Raw genomic sequence first — 15,938 nt, 5'->3', positions numbered from 1 at the left:
AGGCATGCTTAAGTCGTGCCATCGCACCTGAATTCAACCGAAGACTTCTTGACGGCCCGCCTTGAGAGTCAGCCATAGCGATAGATCCTCCGCCCCAGGAAGCTGCTCATGGCGCCGGCCGCGAAGCACAGGCGGAAGACACTGGTCAGCAGCTTAACCTTGTTGAACCTCAACGCGGACGCAGCCACCCCAATCAGGGCCTTGACGAAGTTTCCGCCATGCGAACGCAGCGCCGGCCCCAGGCCGTCGTGCTCGCGATCGATAAGGGCCATGTAGTTGCCGGTTGAATAATAACGGTGAAATACCGCGCCCGGCGACAGGCGATCAAGCTCGACATCCTCCACCGCATCGGCGTCGTCGGCCCAGACGAACTGCGCCCCGACCTTGGAGGCGCGCCGGAAGAACTCGTAGTCCTCGCCACCCGACAGGCCATAACGGCTCTGAAAGTGCGGGGCGGCGATCTTGTCCAGCAGGCTACGGCGGATCAGGGTGTTGCCGGTGCCGCCGATGGGCGGACAGGGACCCGTGTCGCGGCGCGGCCGCTTCACGAAGATGCTGTTGGCGACGATGAAGCTCAGTCCCTGCTCTGGCTTGCAGGCATAGGGCCCGCCGACAATGTCGCCGCCATAGGTCGCGCCCGCCGCCGTCATGCGCTCCAGCCAGTCGGGCTTTACCGTCAGATCATCGTCGACCATGGCCAACCAGGCCGCATCGCGCGTCTCGAAACTGGCGATCAGGGCGTTGCGCACAGCGCTGATGCCCCGTTCGGGCACCGGCACATAGGTTGTCCTGGGCCAGCGCGCCCGGAAGGCCTCAACCACGGCCTCGCTTTCCGCGGCGCAGGCATTGTCGGCCACCACCACTTCGGCGTCAAAGGCGCGCAGCGACGGCTCCAGCGACTCCAGAAGCGCCTTGAGCCTGGCCGGTCGCTTGTAGGTGGGCACGCCCACCACTGTGCGCATTTCGGGCGAAACGGTCATCGGGACCTTCAATAACCTGAACGATGAACAGACATGCCAACCAGACCCGCTAGAGTCCGACCTCGCGCTCGACGCGCACCAGTTCCTTGACCATCTGCGGTACGCGGGTCTGGGCAACCCAGCCCAGTTCGCGCTCGGCCCGACTGGGGTCCGCATAGCTGGTCATGATGTCGGTGGTCCGGAACAGACTTTCGTCGACATCGGCATGGTCTTTCCAGTCCAGTCCGTTTTCGGCGAAGGCGGCGGCGATGAAGTCTTCCAGACGGCAGCTCTCGCCTGTGGCGATCACATAGTCACGGGGCGTGTCGCTCTGCAGCATCCGCCACATCGCGTCGACATATTCCGGGGCCCACCCCCAGTCGCGTACAACCCGGACGTCGCCGATCTGCAGGCGCTCGCCGGAACCCTGGGCGATCCGGCAGGCGGTGCGGACCACCTTGCGGGTCACGAAGCGCGCGGGGCGCAGCGGGGACTCGTGGTTGAACAGCAGGCCCGAACAGGCGAACAGGCCATAGGCTTCCCGGTAGTTGGCCACTTCCCAGAAGGCGGCTGACTTGGCCACGCCATACGGGCTGCGCGGCCGCAGCGGCGAGTCTTCAGTGGCCGGCGCATCTGCCGTCGTCTGGCCGAAGCAGTCGCCGGACGCGGCATTGTAGAGACGCCCCGGCAACTTCAGGAAACGCATGGCCTCAAGCAGGTTCAGCGTGCCGACCGCGATGCTCTCCATCGTCTCGACGGGCTGGTTGAACGACAGCCCCACAGAGCTTTGGCCCGCCAGATTGTAGATCTCGTCGGGCGCGACCTCGGCCAGGACCTGTAGCACGCTGCGGAAATCGTTCAGCGTCATGGACCGGAAGGTCATCTTGTCGCGAACGCCCAGCCGAGCCAGATGCTCGAACCGCGACATCTCCGCGTCCCGCGAAACGCCGATGACCTCATAGCCCTTGTCGACCAGCAACTTCGAAAGATAGGCACCGTCCTGACCGGAGACGCCACAGACGAGGGCCCGCGTCACGCCACGTTCTCCATCAGGCCCGTCGCGGTCAGGCGGCTGGTGACGGCGTCGCCAAGCGGCTGGAGACAGGATTCCCACTCGTAGCGCGCCATGCAGGCGGCCTTGAATTCCAGGAATCGTTCGACAACGCCCTGCTGAGGCTGGGCGAGGATTTCCTCAATCACCTTGCGCGCCTCGGCCTTGGTCGGGGTGATGCGCATGAATTCCTCCGCGTGCGGAATGCCTTCGTATTCGATGGCGATGTCCGACATGCTCAGGACGATGCAGTTGTTGGCGATGTATTCGAGGGACTTCAGCTTGAAGCCACCGACAAAGGCGTCGGTGATCAGGCCAAAGCGCAGCCCGGCCGACCAGTCGACTTCAGACGCCTCGACCTTGCGGCCCTCCTCGCCGAGGATCTCCAGGGCCAGGGGGTCAGAGGCCAGCACGGGCGCGCCCAGGGCCTCGCCGGCTGCGAAACTCTTGAGGTCGCGACGCTTGCGCCACCAGCCGTAGGAGCCGGTCAGGACGGCCTCGCGCAGGATCGGCGCGTCAGGCGAAAGCGGCTTGGCCGGCGGTGCGCCGGCGGGGGCGATCCAGAGATCCTTCGTGCGCTCGATGCCTGCGGCCTTGAGACCCGCGACATCGGCGCGCGAGATGCAGACCAGGGCGATCTGTGGGTCGGCGTAGAAGCGGCGTTCGAAGGCCACGGCCATCGGCCGCAGCAGACGCGCCACAGCCGAAGGATCAGTGGCGGCCACCAGAGAATGAACGTTCTGGGCAATCAGCACGACAGGCAGACCCGCCGCCTTGACCTGGCCCGTATAGGAAAAGGTCACTTCATTGAACAGGCACACCACGTCGAACTGCGATCCGGCCAGGACGGCGGCCAGGCGTTCGGCATTGTCGCCGCCGGTGAACCGGGTAGCCTCGGGCGGGGCACCACGAAAGATCTCGAGGATCTGACGCACCTTTCCGACCGGCTGCAGTTCGAACAGTTCGGTGTCGGCATCGCGCTTCAGATAGGCGATCGAGCGCTTGTAGATCACCTCGTCGCCGCCATTGGCGCCGCCGGCGGCGGGCGCGGGTCGAACGATCAGATAGCGGGGGCGGCGCTCGACGGTGTCGGACGAAGTCGCTGAAGTCACGCCTTGGCCTCTCGCAAAGTTCGGTCGCCCCGGATGACGGCGGGCGAGCCTGCATAGATCTTGAAGGGTTCGGTATCGCGCATCACCACCGAGCGTGCGGCGACGACTGAGCCACGGCCAATGGTCACCCCGGGATGGACCAGCACGCCGGAGGCCACCCAGGCCTCGTCCTCAACCCGGATCGGCTTGGCGTAGATGTCGAAGCCAATCGCGCGGTGATCATGCGACCCCGTGCACAGATAGGCATATTGCGAGACCACCGCGTCGGCGCCGATCTCGATCTCGCCCAAGGAATAGAGCTCGGCATAGTCGCCAACCCAGCTGCGGTCGCCGATCGAGACCTTCCAGGGATAGGTGATCCGGACCGACGGCCGCACCAGCACATCCTTGCCGATCCGCGCCCCGAAACAGCGCAGCAGCCAGTTACGCCAGCCATAGAGGAACTGTGGCGAACAGGCGAACAGCGTCGACTGAACAATCCACCAGAGCTGGGTCGTGATCGCCGAGCGTCCGCGAAAACCCGCCGGCAGGACAAATCGGCTGAGGTCTTGAACCCGAGGTTCGATCATTGCACCCGCCCCTGACGATCAGGCCCCCGACGACAGTTCGGCACCCAAAAAAGTCTCGCCGCGAAGGTCAATGCCACATGCCCCAGGTCACCGATCTGATCCAACCGTTAGGCCGGAAGTTGAATGTAGTCGTCAAGGAAGACATTCCCTTGAAGGCCGCTCTTGCCGCCGCGCGCTCAAATGCGAGCGCCCGGCTCCTGAATTTTGCACCCCATGCATCCAGAGGCTCTACGCCAACGAAGTTAATACAGTGGGAAAGTGTCTGTACGGCCAAGCTTTGACGATTGGCTGGCGCGAGAGCAGTGACCCGCCAATCGACTGGCTCGCGCGGTGCGCGAACACTAGTCACAGAGACGTTTTAAGATGGCATGACTCTTGCGATCGCTGAGGCCTGGACCTCGAGATTGCACAAACATGGCTGCGAACGTCATGAATGTGGGCTAAAGGTTGCCGGGGTGTTAACAGGACTGGGGTAGAGGCGTGGCCGTAATTTCTGGAACCGTGGGCGTCGATACGCTGACCGGCGGTATCGAAGACGACATCCTCACGGGCGGCTTGGGTGACGACACCCTGATCGGCGGCGCAGGCGCGGATGTGGCGGTCTATGCCGGAGCACGCTCGCGCTACCTCGTCACTCCCGACGGTGCCGGCGGCTTCTACGTCAAGGACAACCTGGCGGACGCGGCTGCGAACGAAGGGCGCGACCGCCTGACCGGCATAGAGCAACTTCAGTTCTCGGACGGAATCCTCAGCGCCGACGCGACGGCCAGCGGTGCCACCCTGACCTCGACCGGCGCTGGAACGTCGCTGATCGGCGCCGCAGGCATCGACTCCCTGACCTCGGCGACCGGCGTGGACACCCTTGTCGGCGGCGGCAACAACGACACCTATGTGATCAATGACGCCGGCGATGTCGTCGTCGAGCTGGTCAACAGCGGCTTCGACACCATCAGGACCGCGCTTTCCTACTATGTGCTGCCCGAAAACGTCGAACAGCTCGTCTATACCGGCACGGGCAGCTTCTATGGCGTGTCCAACAACGGCAGCAATGTCGTGCTCCACGGCTCGCTGGGCGCCACGACACTGGTCGGCGGCACGGGCAACGACACCTTTATCATCAAGAACGCCAACACCACGATCATCGCCCCGGCCAACGCCGGCGTTTATACGATCTCGACCAACCTGAGCTACAAGATGTCGGAAGGCGTGCAGAACGCCTACATCTTCGGAAACGGTCAAAGCGGCAACCTGACGCTGATCGGCAACACGATGAACAACGTCTTCATCGCCGATGCCGGTACCCAGCGCCTGAACGGCGGCGCGGGCAACGACACCATCACCAGCGGCGGCGGCGCCGACATCTTCATCTTCGACGGCCCGGCTTCGGGTCATGACGTGATCAACGGCTGGAGCGCCACCACCACGGTGCGCCTGAGCCTCGAGTTTGGCCTGACCAACTTCGCCGCCGTATCCAGCCTGATGTCCCAGGTTGGGTCAGATGTGCTGTTGTCGCTCAACGCCGACAGCTCGGTGCTGTTCAAGAACACGACACTGTCGATGTTCACGGCCAACAGCTTCCAGCTGCCGCTCGACCTGACCGGTCTGGTTCTGTCGTTCGCCGACGAGTTCGACACGCTCAGCATTTCGAACGGCATCACCGGCAAGTGGAGCACCACCTACGGCTTCAACGGTGCCGGCCAGATCAGCAGCCATACCCTGCAGGGCACCGGCGAAAAGCAGCTGTATGTCGATCCGACCTATGCCGGCACGGGCACCACGCCCCTGGGCCTGGACCCGTTCTCGATCAAGGACGGTGTCCTGTCGATCAAGGCGGGCCTGATCCCTACCGAGAGCAAGCCCGTCCTGTTCAATTACAACTATTATTCGGGCCTGCTGACCTCCGAGCCGACGGCGATCCAGACCTACGGCTATTATGAGATGCGCGCCCAGCTGCCGACCAATGCGGGCGCATGGCCGGCCTTCTGGCTGATCCCGGCCAGCGGCTCCAATCCGCCGGAAATCGACATTCTTGAGGCGGCCGGCTCCAATGTCGACAACGTCAAGCAGGTGGCGCACGACGTCGGCCTTCCGGGCGGCACGGCCAATAACCGCACCTACCTGCCGGGCGCGGGCACGGAATTCCACACCTACGCCCTGCTCTGGACCCCCGAGTTCATCACCTGGTACATCGACGGTGACGCGGTCTATCGGATCGCTACACCCGCCGACATGAACCAGCCGATGTATATCGTGCTAAACTTGGCCATCGGTGGTATCGACCCCAACATCAACCCTGCGACGATCTCGGATTCGGCCTACCAGATCGACTATGTGCGATCTTATGCGATCCCGGGCGTAACGATCGGCGATTTCAGCAGCCTGACCCTGACCGGGTCCACGTCCTATTCCGAGACCTATATCGGCACGACGGCCGACGACGTGATCGCCGGCGAGACTGGTGCCGCAAACGGCAAGGTCAAGGAGCTGGACGGCCGTAACGGCATCGACACCGTCGTCTACAACAAGACCCAGGCCAGCTACTTCATCTACAGCGACAGCAGCGACGGCTATTTCGTGATCGCCAAGACCGGCGGCACCACCCACCTGACCGGCATTGAGCAGATCCAGTTCGCCGATACCGGCATCCTGGATCCGAAGACCCTGTTCACGGGCCTCTATGTCCAGGGCAGCGCCAGCTTCGACGTGCTGTACGGCGGCGCGGGCGGCGACGTGATGTTCGGCTACGAAAGCTCCGACTACATCTACAGCAACGGCGGCAACGACACCCTCAACGGCGGTGGCGGCAATGACTATCTCGACGGCGGCGAGGGCGTGGACACGGCTGCCTTCAGCGGGGCCTTCAACACCTTCATTATCTACGGCGACGGCACGGGCGGTTTCTACGCCAGGTCCAGCACCAGCAACGAAGGTCTGGACCGCCTGATCGGGATCGAGCGCGCCACCTTCGCCGGCCAGGCCGTGAACCTGCCCACCACGCCCAGCGCCTTGTGGCTGCAAGGCGTGGCCGGCGCTGAAACCCTGACAGGGTCCACCGGTGCCGACGTGCTGATCGGCGCAGGCGGCAATGACGAACTCGACGGCGGTGCCGGCAACGATACCGCAGTCTATACCCGCGCCCGGTCTACCTATGTCGTTTATGACGACGGCGCCGGCGGCTACTATGTCCAGGACACAGCGGTCGGCTCGACCAGCGAAGGTCTTGATCACCTGACCAACATCGAGTCGCTGCAGTTCTCGGGCGGCATTGTCACGCCCGCAACGGCCGCAACCGGCCTGTGGCTGCGCGGCGGAACCGCCGCCGACACCCTGGCGACCGGGACCGGCGCGGATCTGCTGACCGGCGGTCTGGGCGATGACAGCCTGGATGGCGGCACGGGCACTGACGCGGCGATCTATGCCGGGCCGCGCGCCCAGTACCGGATCTTCGCCGGTACGGACGGCGCCTATTATGTCCTCGACACCCTGGCCGGCCCCGCGAACGAAGGCCTCGACCGCCTGACCGCCATCGAGAACGTCCGCTTCTCGGACGGAACCTTCGCCTTGGCTCCCGCCATGGGCGGCACCGGTGCGATTGGCGGCGCGGCTGCTGACAACCTGAGCGGCGCGGCGGGCAACGACCTGTTCATCGGCGGCGGCGGCGACGACACGATCGTCGGCGGCGACGGCGACGACATCGCCATCTATTCCGGCCCCCGTTCGCGCTACACGATCACCGTCGATGGCGCTGGCGGTTACTATGTTCAGGACGAGCTGTCGGGTGCCGGTAACGAAGGCCGCGACCGCATCTCCGGTGTCGAGACCCTGCGCTTCAGCGACGGCATGGTGTCCCCGGCGGCCGTCGCGGTCGCCGGCGTCTCCCTGGTGGGCGGCGATGACGCCGACGTCCTGATCGGCGGCGGGTCCAACGACACCCTGGACGGTGCCTGGGGTCCTGACACCATGATCGGTGGCGGCGGCGACGACCTCTACTTCATCGAAAACGTCGACGACGTGGTCGTCGAAGCGGTCGGCGGCGGCTTCGACACCGTCATGACCGCCCGTCCCTGGACGGCGACCGCAGGGTCCGAGATCGAACGCGTCACCTTGACGGGGACCGCCAGCCTCAACCTGACCGGCAACCTGTTCTCGATGGTTCTGGAAGGCAATTCCGGCCACAACACGCTGGACGACGGCGGCGGTGCCGATCTGCTCAAGGGCCTGGTTGGTAACGACATCTATGTGGTCCGCAACGCCGGAACCGTCGTGGTCGAAGCCGCAGGCCAGGGTACAGACACTGTCCGCACGGCCCTGGCCTCATACGCCCTGACCGACAATGTCGAGAACCTGACCTTCAACGGCACCGGCGGCTTTGCCGGCACCGGCAACGCCCTGATCAATGTCATCACCGGCGGGACGGGCAACGACACCCTGAACGGCGGAGCCGGCGGCGACCGTCTGGTCGGTGGCCAGGGCAACGACACCTATTTCATGGACAGCACCAGCGACGTTCTGGTGGAGCTTGCCGGCGAAGGCTACGACACCCAGATCAGCAGCGTCAGCGGCGTGATCGCGGCGGCCAATATCGAAGCCCTGACCTACAGCGGTTCCGCCGCCTTTACCGGCTACGCCAACGCCACAGGCACTTACGTCACCGGCAATGTCGGAGCGGACCGGCTGATCGGCGGAGTCAGCGCCGACACGCTCGACGGTGGCGCGGGGGCTGACACCCTGACCGGCGGCGCCGGCGACGACGTCTTCATCATCGACAACACCGGCGACAGGATCACCGAGGCGGCCAATGGCGGCTTCGACACCGTGCGCACCACCCTCTCGACCTTTACGCTGGGCGCCGAAGTCGAGGCCCTGGTCTATACCGGCGGCGCAACCTTCACCGGAACCGGCAACGGCTCGGCCAACCGGATCACGGGCGGTGCCAATGCCGACTCGCTGAGCGGCGGCGTGGGCGACGACACCCTCGACGGCGGCTTCGGGGCCGATACCCTGGACGGCGGCGCGGGCAATGACGTAGCCATCTATGCTGGCGCGACCTCGCGCTATGTGGTCACCAGCAACGGTGCAGGCGGCTTCTTCGTCCAGGACACCCTGAGCGCCGGTGTCGACTTCCTGGTCAACATGGAGAGCCTTCAGTTCTCCGACGGCGTGGTCAGCCTCAGCGGCCCCCTGCCGGGTGTGTCATTGCTGGGCACAGCCGCCGCTGACGCCCTGACGGGCACCGCCTCGAGCGACACCCTGGACGGCGCAGCCGGGGCAGACACCCTGACCGGCGGCGCGGGCGATGATCTCTACATCCTCGACAATGCCGGCGATGTGGTGATCGAGGCCGTCGGTGGCGGGTTTGATACGGTTCAGACCTCCAGGACCTGGGTGGCGACGGCGGACTCGGCGATCGAACGCATCGTCCTGACCGGAACCACCGCCCTCAACGTGACCGGCAACCTCCGGGCGATGACGCTTGAAGGCAACTCGGCCATCAACACCCTGGATGACGGCGGCGGTGCCAGCAGCCTGCAAGGCCTGGCCGGCAACGACACCTATGTGGTCCGCAACGCCGCAACCGTCGTGGTCGAAGCGGCCGGAGCCGGGACCGACCTCGTCAGGACCGCCCTGTCGGCCTATGTCCTGACCGACAATGTCGAGAACCTGACCTTTACCGGCGCAGGTGCCTTCACCGGCACGGGCAACGCCCTGGTCAATGTCATCACGGGCGGCGCCGGCAATGACACCCTGGACGGCGGCGCCGGCTCTGACCGCCTGATCGGCGGCCTGGGTGACGACACCTATGTCTTCAACGGCGACGCGATCGTCGAAAACGCCGGCGAAGGCTACGACACCCAGATCAGCAGCATCAGCGGCGTGATCGCGGCGGCCAATGTCGAGGTCCTGACATTCGGTGGGGTCGGCAATTTCGTCGGCTACGCCAACGCCCAGGGCACGGTCGTGATCGGCGGGGCCGGGACCGACTCGCTGGTCGGCGGTGCCGGGATTGATGTGCTGAACGGCGGCCTCGGGGCCGACACCCTCAGCGGCGGCGGCGGCGCGGACGTGTTCCAGTTCGACACGATTGGCTCCGGTGTGGACCGGATCAGCGACTTCCAGGTCGGCGTCGACCACATCGGGCTGAAGGCCACGGCCTTCGGCGTGGTGACCCTGTCGGACATCACTTTCATCAGCGGCGTCGCGCCCCAACCGGCCGACAGCAGCGCCACCCTGCTGTATGACACCGCCACCGGCGCGCTGTTCTATGACGCCAATGGCGGCGATGGATCCGACAAGGTCCAGATCGCCACCCTGGCCAACAAGGCGGCCATCACGCTGAACGACTTCTGGCTGGTCTAGAACCGTTGGGGCGGGGCTGCGGCCCCGCCCGCACGTCTTGGACCGACCATGTCCGGGTTCAGGATACTGGCCCCGGTGGGCGCGGGCGTGGTCGGGTCAGCGGCGCCAGGGCCTTGCGGACAGGCTCGTCCCAGACCTTCAGCGCGATCCACGACCCAATAACCACCACAACGACGGCGATCAGACCCGGGATCGGCGCGGGCCAGTCGGTGATGTCGAAGGCCAGATAGACACTACCGATCCACCAGAACAACGGCCGCTGCAGCACATAGATCGGGTAGGACAGGTCGCCGCTGACCCGGCAAAGTCGGCTGACCACAGGGCCGGGCGTGCTGCCCAGGCTGAACAGCAAAACCAGCGGGAACACCAGAACCGCACAGGCCAGATCCACCACGCCGCGCCACGGCCATTCGCGCGGCATGCAAAACAGCAGGACCAGCAGGATGGTGGCGGTCAGCGGACCCAGAGCCGGCAGGGCCAGGTGCTTGCCCGTAATGAGCCGATGGATCAGGACGCCGCCGAAAAAGCCGAACGTGACCCGGGCGACACCCCAGAAGAAGGTGTGAGGCGAAACCCCGACGTCCAGATGGCCATGCACCAGAACCGCCGCGACCAGGCCGGCCAGGCCGGCCAGCACCAACGCGACCAGCACCCGCGTCGTCATCCAGCGGAACGCCACGCCATAGATGATATTGACCACCAACTCGAAGAACAGCGACCAGAGCGGTCCGTCCAGGGGATAGGCTTCTTCCGGTCCCACGGGATTGGGGGTCAGGGTCGGGATCAGCGCCACACCCCGGGCGAAGGCGTCGATGATCATGTCCAGAGGCAGGTCGCGACGCCCTGACATCCAGCGCAGGGCCAGAAACGCGCCCGAGATCAGCATGCCCAACAAGATCAGCGGATAGAGCCGCACCACACGCGCGACCACGAACCGGCCGCGCGAGAGCCGGCCCTGATCCAGCCGGGGCTGATACGCGTGGGCGACCACGAAGCCGCTCAGCAGGAAGAAGAAATCCACCGCCAGATAGGCGCGGGCGAAGATCCCGTCCGGATTGAACCAGGGACCGCAGTGCATGGCCATGACGGCCAGGGCAGCCACACCGCGCAGACCGTCCAGGGTCAGATAGTGCTGCGCCGGGGCGGAGGACGCGGCTTTTGAACTCTCAGGCGTCAAGTCTCAGATCCCCCGGGGCCGACGAGCTATAGGCGAGCGGTATCGTGCTGTCACCGCACGGTGGGCCGCAAGCCTGTTCATGCGAAGCTATGAGGCCAAACCGTTTCTGTTTGCTGACGAACAGCAAAACACCCCCGACGATCTGCATCGTCGGGGGCGTCGAGCCGGTCGGGCTTGCGTGTCAGACCAGCCAGAAGTCGCTCAGCGAGATCCCGGCCTTGTTGGTCAGGGTAGCGATCTGGACCTGGTCGCTGTTGTCGCCGCCGGTGGCGTCGAAATACAGACCACCGGTCTTGGTGTCATAGAGCAGCGAGGCGTGGCCGTCGGCGGCGGTTGGGGCGACGCCGCTGACGAACGACAGGTCCGACAGGGTGGTGACGCCGAACGCCGTGGCCTTCAGGGCGATGTGGTCGACGCCGGCCTTGAAGTCGGAGATCCTGTCCACGCCCTGGCCAAGGTTTTCGAAGCGGAAGACGTCTGCGCCCGCCCCGCCGGTCAGAAGGTCGTTGCCGCCCGCGCCGCCGTCCAGCACATCGACGCCGACGCCGCCGACCAGGGTGTCGTTGCCGACGCCGCCCGTGATGACCGTGCCTGTCGCATTGGCGTAGCCGACGAAGTTGCCCGAACCGCTATAGCTGAGGGCCTCGATATTCGCGCGGGCCATGGCGTTGGTCAGGCTGGTGACCTGGGTGTCGTAGCCGCCACCCACCGCTTCGACGATCGCATCGGAGGCGCTATCGATCACATAGGTGTCGTTACCCGCGCCGCCGACCAGACGGTCGCCACCGGCGCCGCCGTCAAGGGTGTCATTGCCCGCACCGCCAGTGATCACATTGACCAGGCCGTTACCCGTGCCGGCAAAGTTACCAGCGCCGGTAAAGGTGAGGTTCTCGACATTGGCCGCGAGGGTATGGCTCGACAGGCTGGTCCTGACCAGGTCAAGGCCGCCGCCGACCTCTTCGATGACCACCTCTCTGACATGGTCGACGATATAGGTGTCGTTGCCCGCGCCGCCGATCAGGGTGTCGGCTCCGCCGCCGCCGTCCAGCAGGTTGATGCCGGCGTTGCCGACGATCGTCTGGGCAAACTCGTTGCCGACCACGTTCATGGCGGTGGAGCCGGCGGCCATGACGACCCGCTCGATCTCGACCGCGCTGGGCAGGGTGTAGCCCGACACCACATTGACGGTGTCGAAGCCGCCGCCGGCGGTCTCGGTGATCATGTCGCCCCTGTTGTCGACCACATAGAGATCGTCGCCTGCGCCGCCGACCATCAGGTCAGCGCCCACGCCGCCGTCCAGGGTGTCGTTGCCAGCGCCGCCGTTCAGGGTGTCAGCGCCCAGCAGCCCAGACAGGCTGTCATTGCCCGCCCCGCCGGTGATCACGTTGTTGACCGTGTTACCCGTGCCGACGAAGGCCTTGGACCCGTCATAGGCCAGGTTCTCGAAGTTCCAGCCAAGGGTGTAGCCGTCGAGCGTGGTGCGGACGGTGTCGGTCCCCTCATTACCCAGTTCGAGAATGGTGTCGCCTGCGCCCACCACATAGGTGTCGTCGCCGGCGCCGCCAAACATCACGTCGTCACCACCGCCACCCGTCAGGGTATCGGCACCGAGACCGCCGAACAGGACATCCTTGCCGTCGCTGCCGTTCAGCTGGTCATTGCCGCCGCCGCCGATCAGCAGGCCGCTGCTGGTCAGGCTGAACACGTCGTTCCCGGCCCCGCCGACCTTGCTGGAGCCAATTGACAGATCCGAGGCAGCGTCGAGCACATCTGTGAACTGCAGCTGGGCGGTCGAGCCCAGATACTGAACCGCACCGGTCTTGATGTTGACCAGCTGGTAGCCGCCGTCAGTGCCGGCATAGATACGGAAATCCGAAGACGCCGCATTGATCACCGTGGCCGGATCGAGCACGACCGCAGCGGCCTTGTCGGGGGCCTTTGCCGCGTCAGGCAGGGCGCCCTTCGGGGCGTCCAGGCTGTAGGCGCGGATATAGTCGACCTTCAGGGCCGTGGTGAGATTGCTGTTGTCCACATCGCCGGCCCAGCCGCCAACCGCCAGGTTGACCAGCATGTACATCGGCTCATGCATCTTGTCAGGGGTCGGGATCTGATAGACCGCAACACCGTCGAGATAGAAGGTGATGGTCTCGGCGGTCCAGAGGACGCCGTAATTGTGGAAGCCGGTCGCTGCGTCGGGCAGATAGGCCGCCGAGCTAACCGACTTGTTGGCCAGAGACTTGTCGTGAACCGTCATGTTGATGACGTTCGGGCTGCTGGAATTGACTTCAAAGACGTCAATTTCATTGGTGCTGGTGGGCGACAGCAGCCAGAAGGCCGGCCATCCGCCCGAGCCGGTTGGCATCTCGGCGCGGATTTCGAAATAGCCGTACAGCTGGGTGAAGGTCGTCTTGGTGGTCAGCAGGCCGGACGAATAGTCAAAGCCCCAGAGCGAAGTCTGAACGGCCTCGGAGTTGATCGAGGCGTTGATCGACAGGATGCCCTTGTCCAGCGCGAACGGATTGAGGCCCAGGGCCGTTGTACCCGAACCCTTGAAGCTGGGATCGACATAGATCTGATCTTCGCCGGTATAGTAGCCGATGAAGTGGCTGGCCTTGCTGCCATAGCCGCCGAAGCCGTACTCGGCCGACCAGATGCCGGTCGAGGCCAGGCCGTTGGTCTGCAGGCTCAGCGTATTGAAATCTTCGCCGAACGTCTGGGTGTACTTGGACAGATCGATCGGAAGCTTGAAATTGTCAGCCGTAAAGGCGTCGACCGTGACATTGCGGAAGGTAATGTCCGATGTCGCCGAGGTCTTCAGCACCACATCGGCACCGACCTGGGTCATGGCGGCCTTGACCTGGGCGAAGCTGGTGAACGACACACCGGTCAGGCGGACGGAGTCAGCGCCCGTCCCCACGCCGGCCGTGAAGTCCGTGATGACATCACGACCGGAATTGGCGTCGAAAGCGAAGGCGTCAACGCCCCCGCCACCCACCAGAACGTCGTGTCCACCCATACCCATCAGGGTCTGGTTGTTGATATCGCCAATGATCAGGTTGTTCAGGCTGTTGCCGACACCGGTCATATTGCCCTTGGACGTGAAGCCCATAAGCAAGAGGTTTTCGACATTCGCGCCCAGAATGTAGTTGGTCGTTGCCTTGACCGTATCGATACCGCCTCCGGCAGCCTCGATGACAGTCGTTATGCCATTTTGGATGACATAGGTGTCATCGCCAGCCCCGCCGATCAGTGTATCGGCGCCGCCATTACCAGACAGGGCATCATTTGCAGTAGATCCCGTCAGCGTTTCAGCAGCGGCCGTGCCGTTAATCAGCTTGAGCGCGCCTGCACTCTGCTGGATCGCGACACCATCGTAACGGAGATAAGTGACAGTTGCCATGAAAGCCCCCTTGGTCACGAGTAATCTGACAGGGAGATGTAAAGAGCCATTCAATAACACTAGTTAATTGGCAGTACACCAAAAGTATTCGATCGTACTTTATTTTCATTATTGATTACCGCAAGATTATCCAAACCCGAATGCCGCGTTATGAAAATATAAACCTAAAGATCCCAGTTTGCCCGGCAACGAGCCTCGCCGAGGCAGAGGGCGAACAGTTGAGCGGCAGACCATGCAAAACGCGCCGCGAACGCCAAACGCCGGGGATACAGCGCGCCAGCCTCAAGGCTTCGCGTTATGGTCTTGAGGCTCCGCTATGACGGTTGCGCCTGAAGATCAGGTTCGATTTCTTGTTTCTCAACGACGCGCGAGGCGTGGATGATCGCTGTTTCAGCCTGCACCTATAAGCGGCCCGACCAATTGGCCCGTTTGCTTGACAGCTTCATGCTGATCAAGACGCCCGCCGACGTCGAGTTCGTGATCGTCGACAACGACGGATCTGACCCTGAGGTCGAGCGCGTAGCGCAGGACTTCCGCGACCGCAGCGGCAAGACCCTGCATCTGGTCGTCGAGACCAAGGCCGGGATCTCGGCCGCCCGCAACGCCGCGTTCGCCAAGGCCCGCGCCATCGGCGCCGAAAAGATCGCCATGGTCGATGACGATGAGTGGGTGACGGAGGCCTGGCTCTCGGAATTGCTCAAGACCCAGGCGGAAACTGCGGCGGTGATCGTCGGTGGTCCTGTCCGCCCCGTCTTCTCCGAGAACCGTCAGGACCTGGCCAAGCACGCCACCCTGTGGTCGGTCGAGCGCGACTATCTGGGGGGCAAGCCCTTTGTCTTCTGCACCTGTAACTTCATGCTCGACATGGCCATTGTCGAGCCGCTGGGCGAGGAGCCCTTCGACCACGCCTATGGCCTGACCGGCGGCGGCGACACGGTGTTCTTCCGCACCCTGGCCCTGCGTGGAAACGAAATGGCCTGGTCCGAAGAGGCCTTCATCTATGAAGAGATCCCGGACAACCGCGCCAGCATCAAGTGGCTTCGCCAGCGCCGCTATCGCGCCGGCAACGTGGCCTATCGCTGGGAGACCGAGTTCCCGACCCCGAGCGACATCAATCCCAAGCTGAAGACCCTGGCGGCGGTGGTCCGGTTGCCGCTGTTCCCGCTGCTGGGCAAATGGCGCGGACCGCTGTTTCTGGCCTGGTTCCTGGAATTCGAAAAGGTCCGGGGCCGTCTGGCCGCCCAGTTTGGATCGCTCTATGCCGAATATGGGCGCGATCCCCAGAAAGCGTGTCGCTGATCTTCCGAGCCAGG

Annotated in this window: 8 protein-coding genes; 2 read left to right on the top strand and 6 right to left on the bottom strand. The window is 64.3% G+C overall.

What is annotated here, in order from left to right:
• Positions 1 to 68: 68 nt before the first annotated feature.
• The 4 genes from ACW179_RS06645 to ACW179_RS06630 are packed head-to-tail and all read right to left on the bottom strand — an operon-like array spanning position 69 to position 3,691.
• The gene (locus ACW179_RS06645) at positions 69 to 980 is read right to left on the bottom strand and encodes a glycosyltransferase family 2 protein (RefSeq protein WP_492063512.1); all 912 of its coding nucleotides are present in this window, start codon (positions 978 to 980) and stop codon (positions 69 to 71) included.
• Between the two features lie 49 nt (positions 981 to 1,029).
• Positions 1,030 to 1,995: a GDP-mannose 4,6-dehydratase gene (locus ACW179_RS06640; RefSeq protein WP_492063511.1), complete on the bottom strand. Its 966-nt coding sequence runs from the start codon at positions 1,993 to 1,995 to the stop codon at positions 1,030 to 1,032.
• The gene (locus ACW179_RS06635) at positions 1,992 to 3,122 is read right to left on the bottom strand and encodes a hypothetical protein (protein ID WP_492063510.1); all 1,131 of its coding nucleotides are present in this window, start codon (positions 3,120 to 3,122) and stop codon (positions 1,992 to 1,994) included. The genes ACW179_RS06640 and ACW179_RS06635 overlap by 4 nt, the downstream gene beginning before the upstream one ends.
• Positions 3,119 to 3,691 carry a WcaF family extracellular polysaccharide biosynthesis acetyltransferase gene (locus ACW179_RS06630; protein WP_492063509.1) on the bottom strand — a complete coding sequence of 191 codons (573 nt, stop codon included), beginning with the start codon at positions 3,689 to 3,691 and terminating at the stop codon, positions 3,119 to 3,121. The genes ACW179_RS06635 and ACW179_RS06630 overlap by 4 nt, the downstream gene beginning before the upstream one ends.
• A 480-nt stretch (positions 3,692 to 4,171) precedes the next feature.
• Here ACW179_RS06630 and ACW179_RS06625 point away from each other — a divergent pair, with 480 nt between their 5' ends.
• Positions 4,172 to 10,048, top strand: a complete 5,877-nt coding sequence (locus ACW179_RS06625) for a family 16 glycosylhydrolase (RefSeq protein WP_492063508.1) — start codon at positions 4,172 to 4,174, stop codon at positions 10,046 to 10,048.
• A 58-nt stretch (positions 10,049 to 10,106) separates the two neighbouring features.
• Here the strand turns inward: ACW179_RS06625 and ACW179_RS06620 are convergent, their stop codons facing one another.
• Positions 10,107 to 11,225 (bottom strand): acyltransferase family protein, encoded by a 1,119-nt coding sequence (locus tag ACW179_RS06620; protein WP_492063507.1) that lies wholly within the window; start codon positions 11,223 to 11,225, stop codon positions 10,107 to 10,109.
• A 181-nt stretch (positions 11,226 to 11,406) separates the two neighbouring features.
• Entirely contained in the window at positions 11,407 to 14,625 is a 3,219-nt protein-coding gene (locus ACW179_RS06615) for a family 16 glycosylhydrolase (protein ID WP_492063506.1), read from the bottom strand.
• Between the two features lie 378 nt (positions 14,626 to 15,003).
• Between ACW179_RS06615 and ACW179_RS06610 the strand changes: the two genes are divergently transcribed.
• Complete coding sequence (locus ACW179_RS06610; protein WP_492063505.1) at positions 15,004 to 15,924, top strand: glycosyltransferase family 2 protein; 921 nt, start codon at positions 15,004 to 15,006, stop codon at positions 15,922 to 15,924.
• The last annotated feature ends 14 nt before the right edge of the window (positions 15,925 to 15,938 follow it).

This window comes from Caulobacter sp. AVps18, from assembly GCF_058681425.1.
This window is presented reverse-complemented; position numbering and strand designations above follow the sequence as displayed.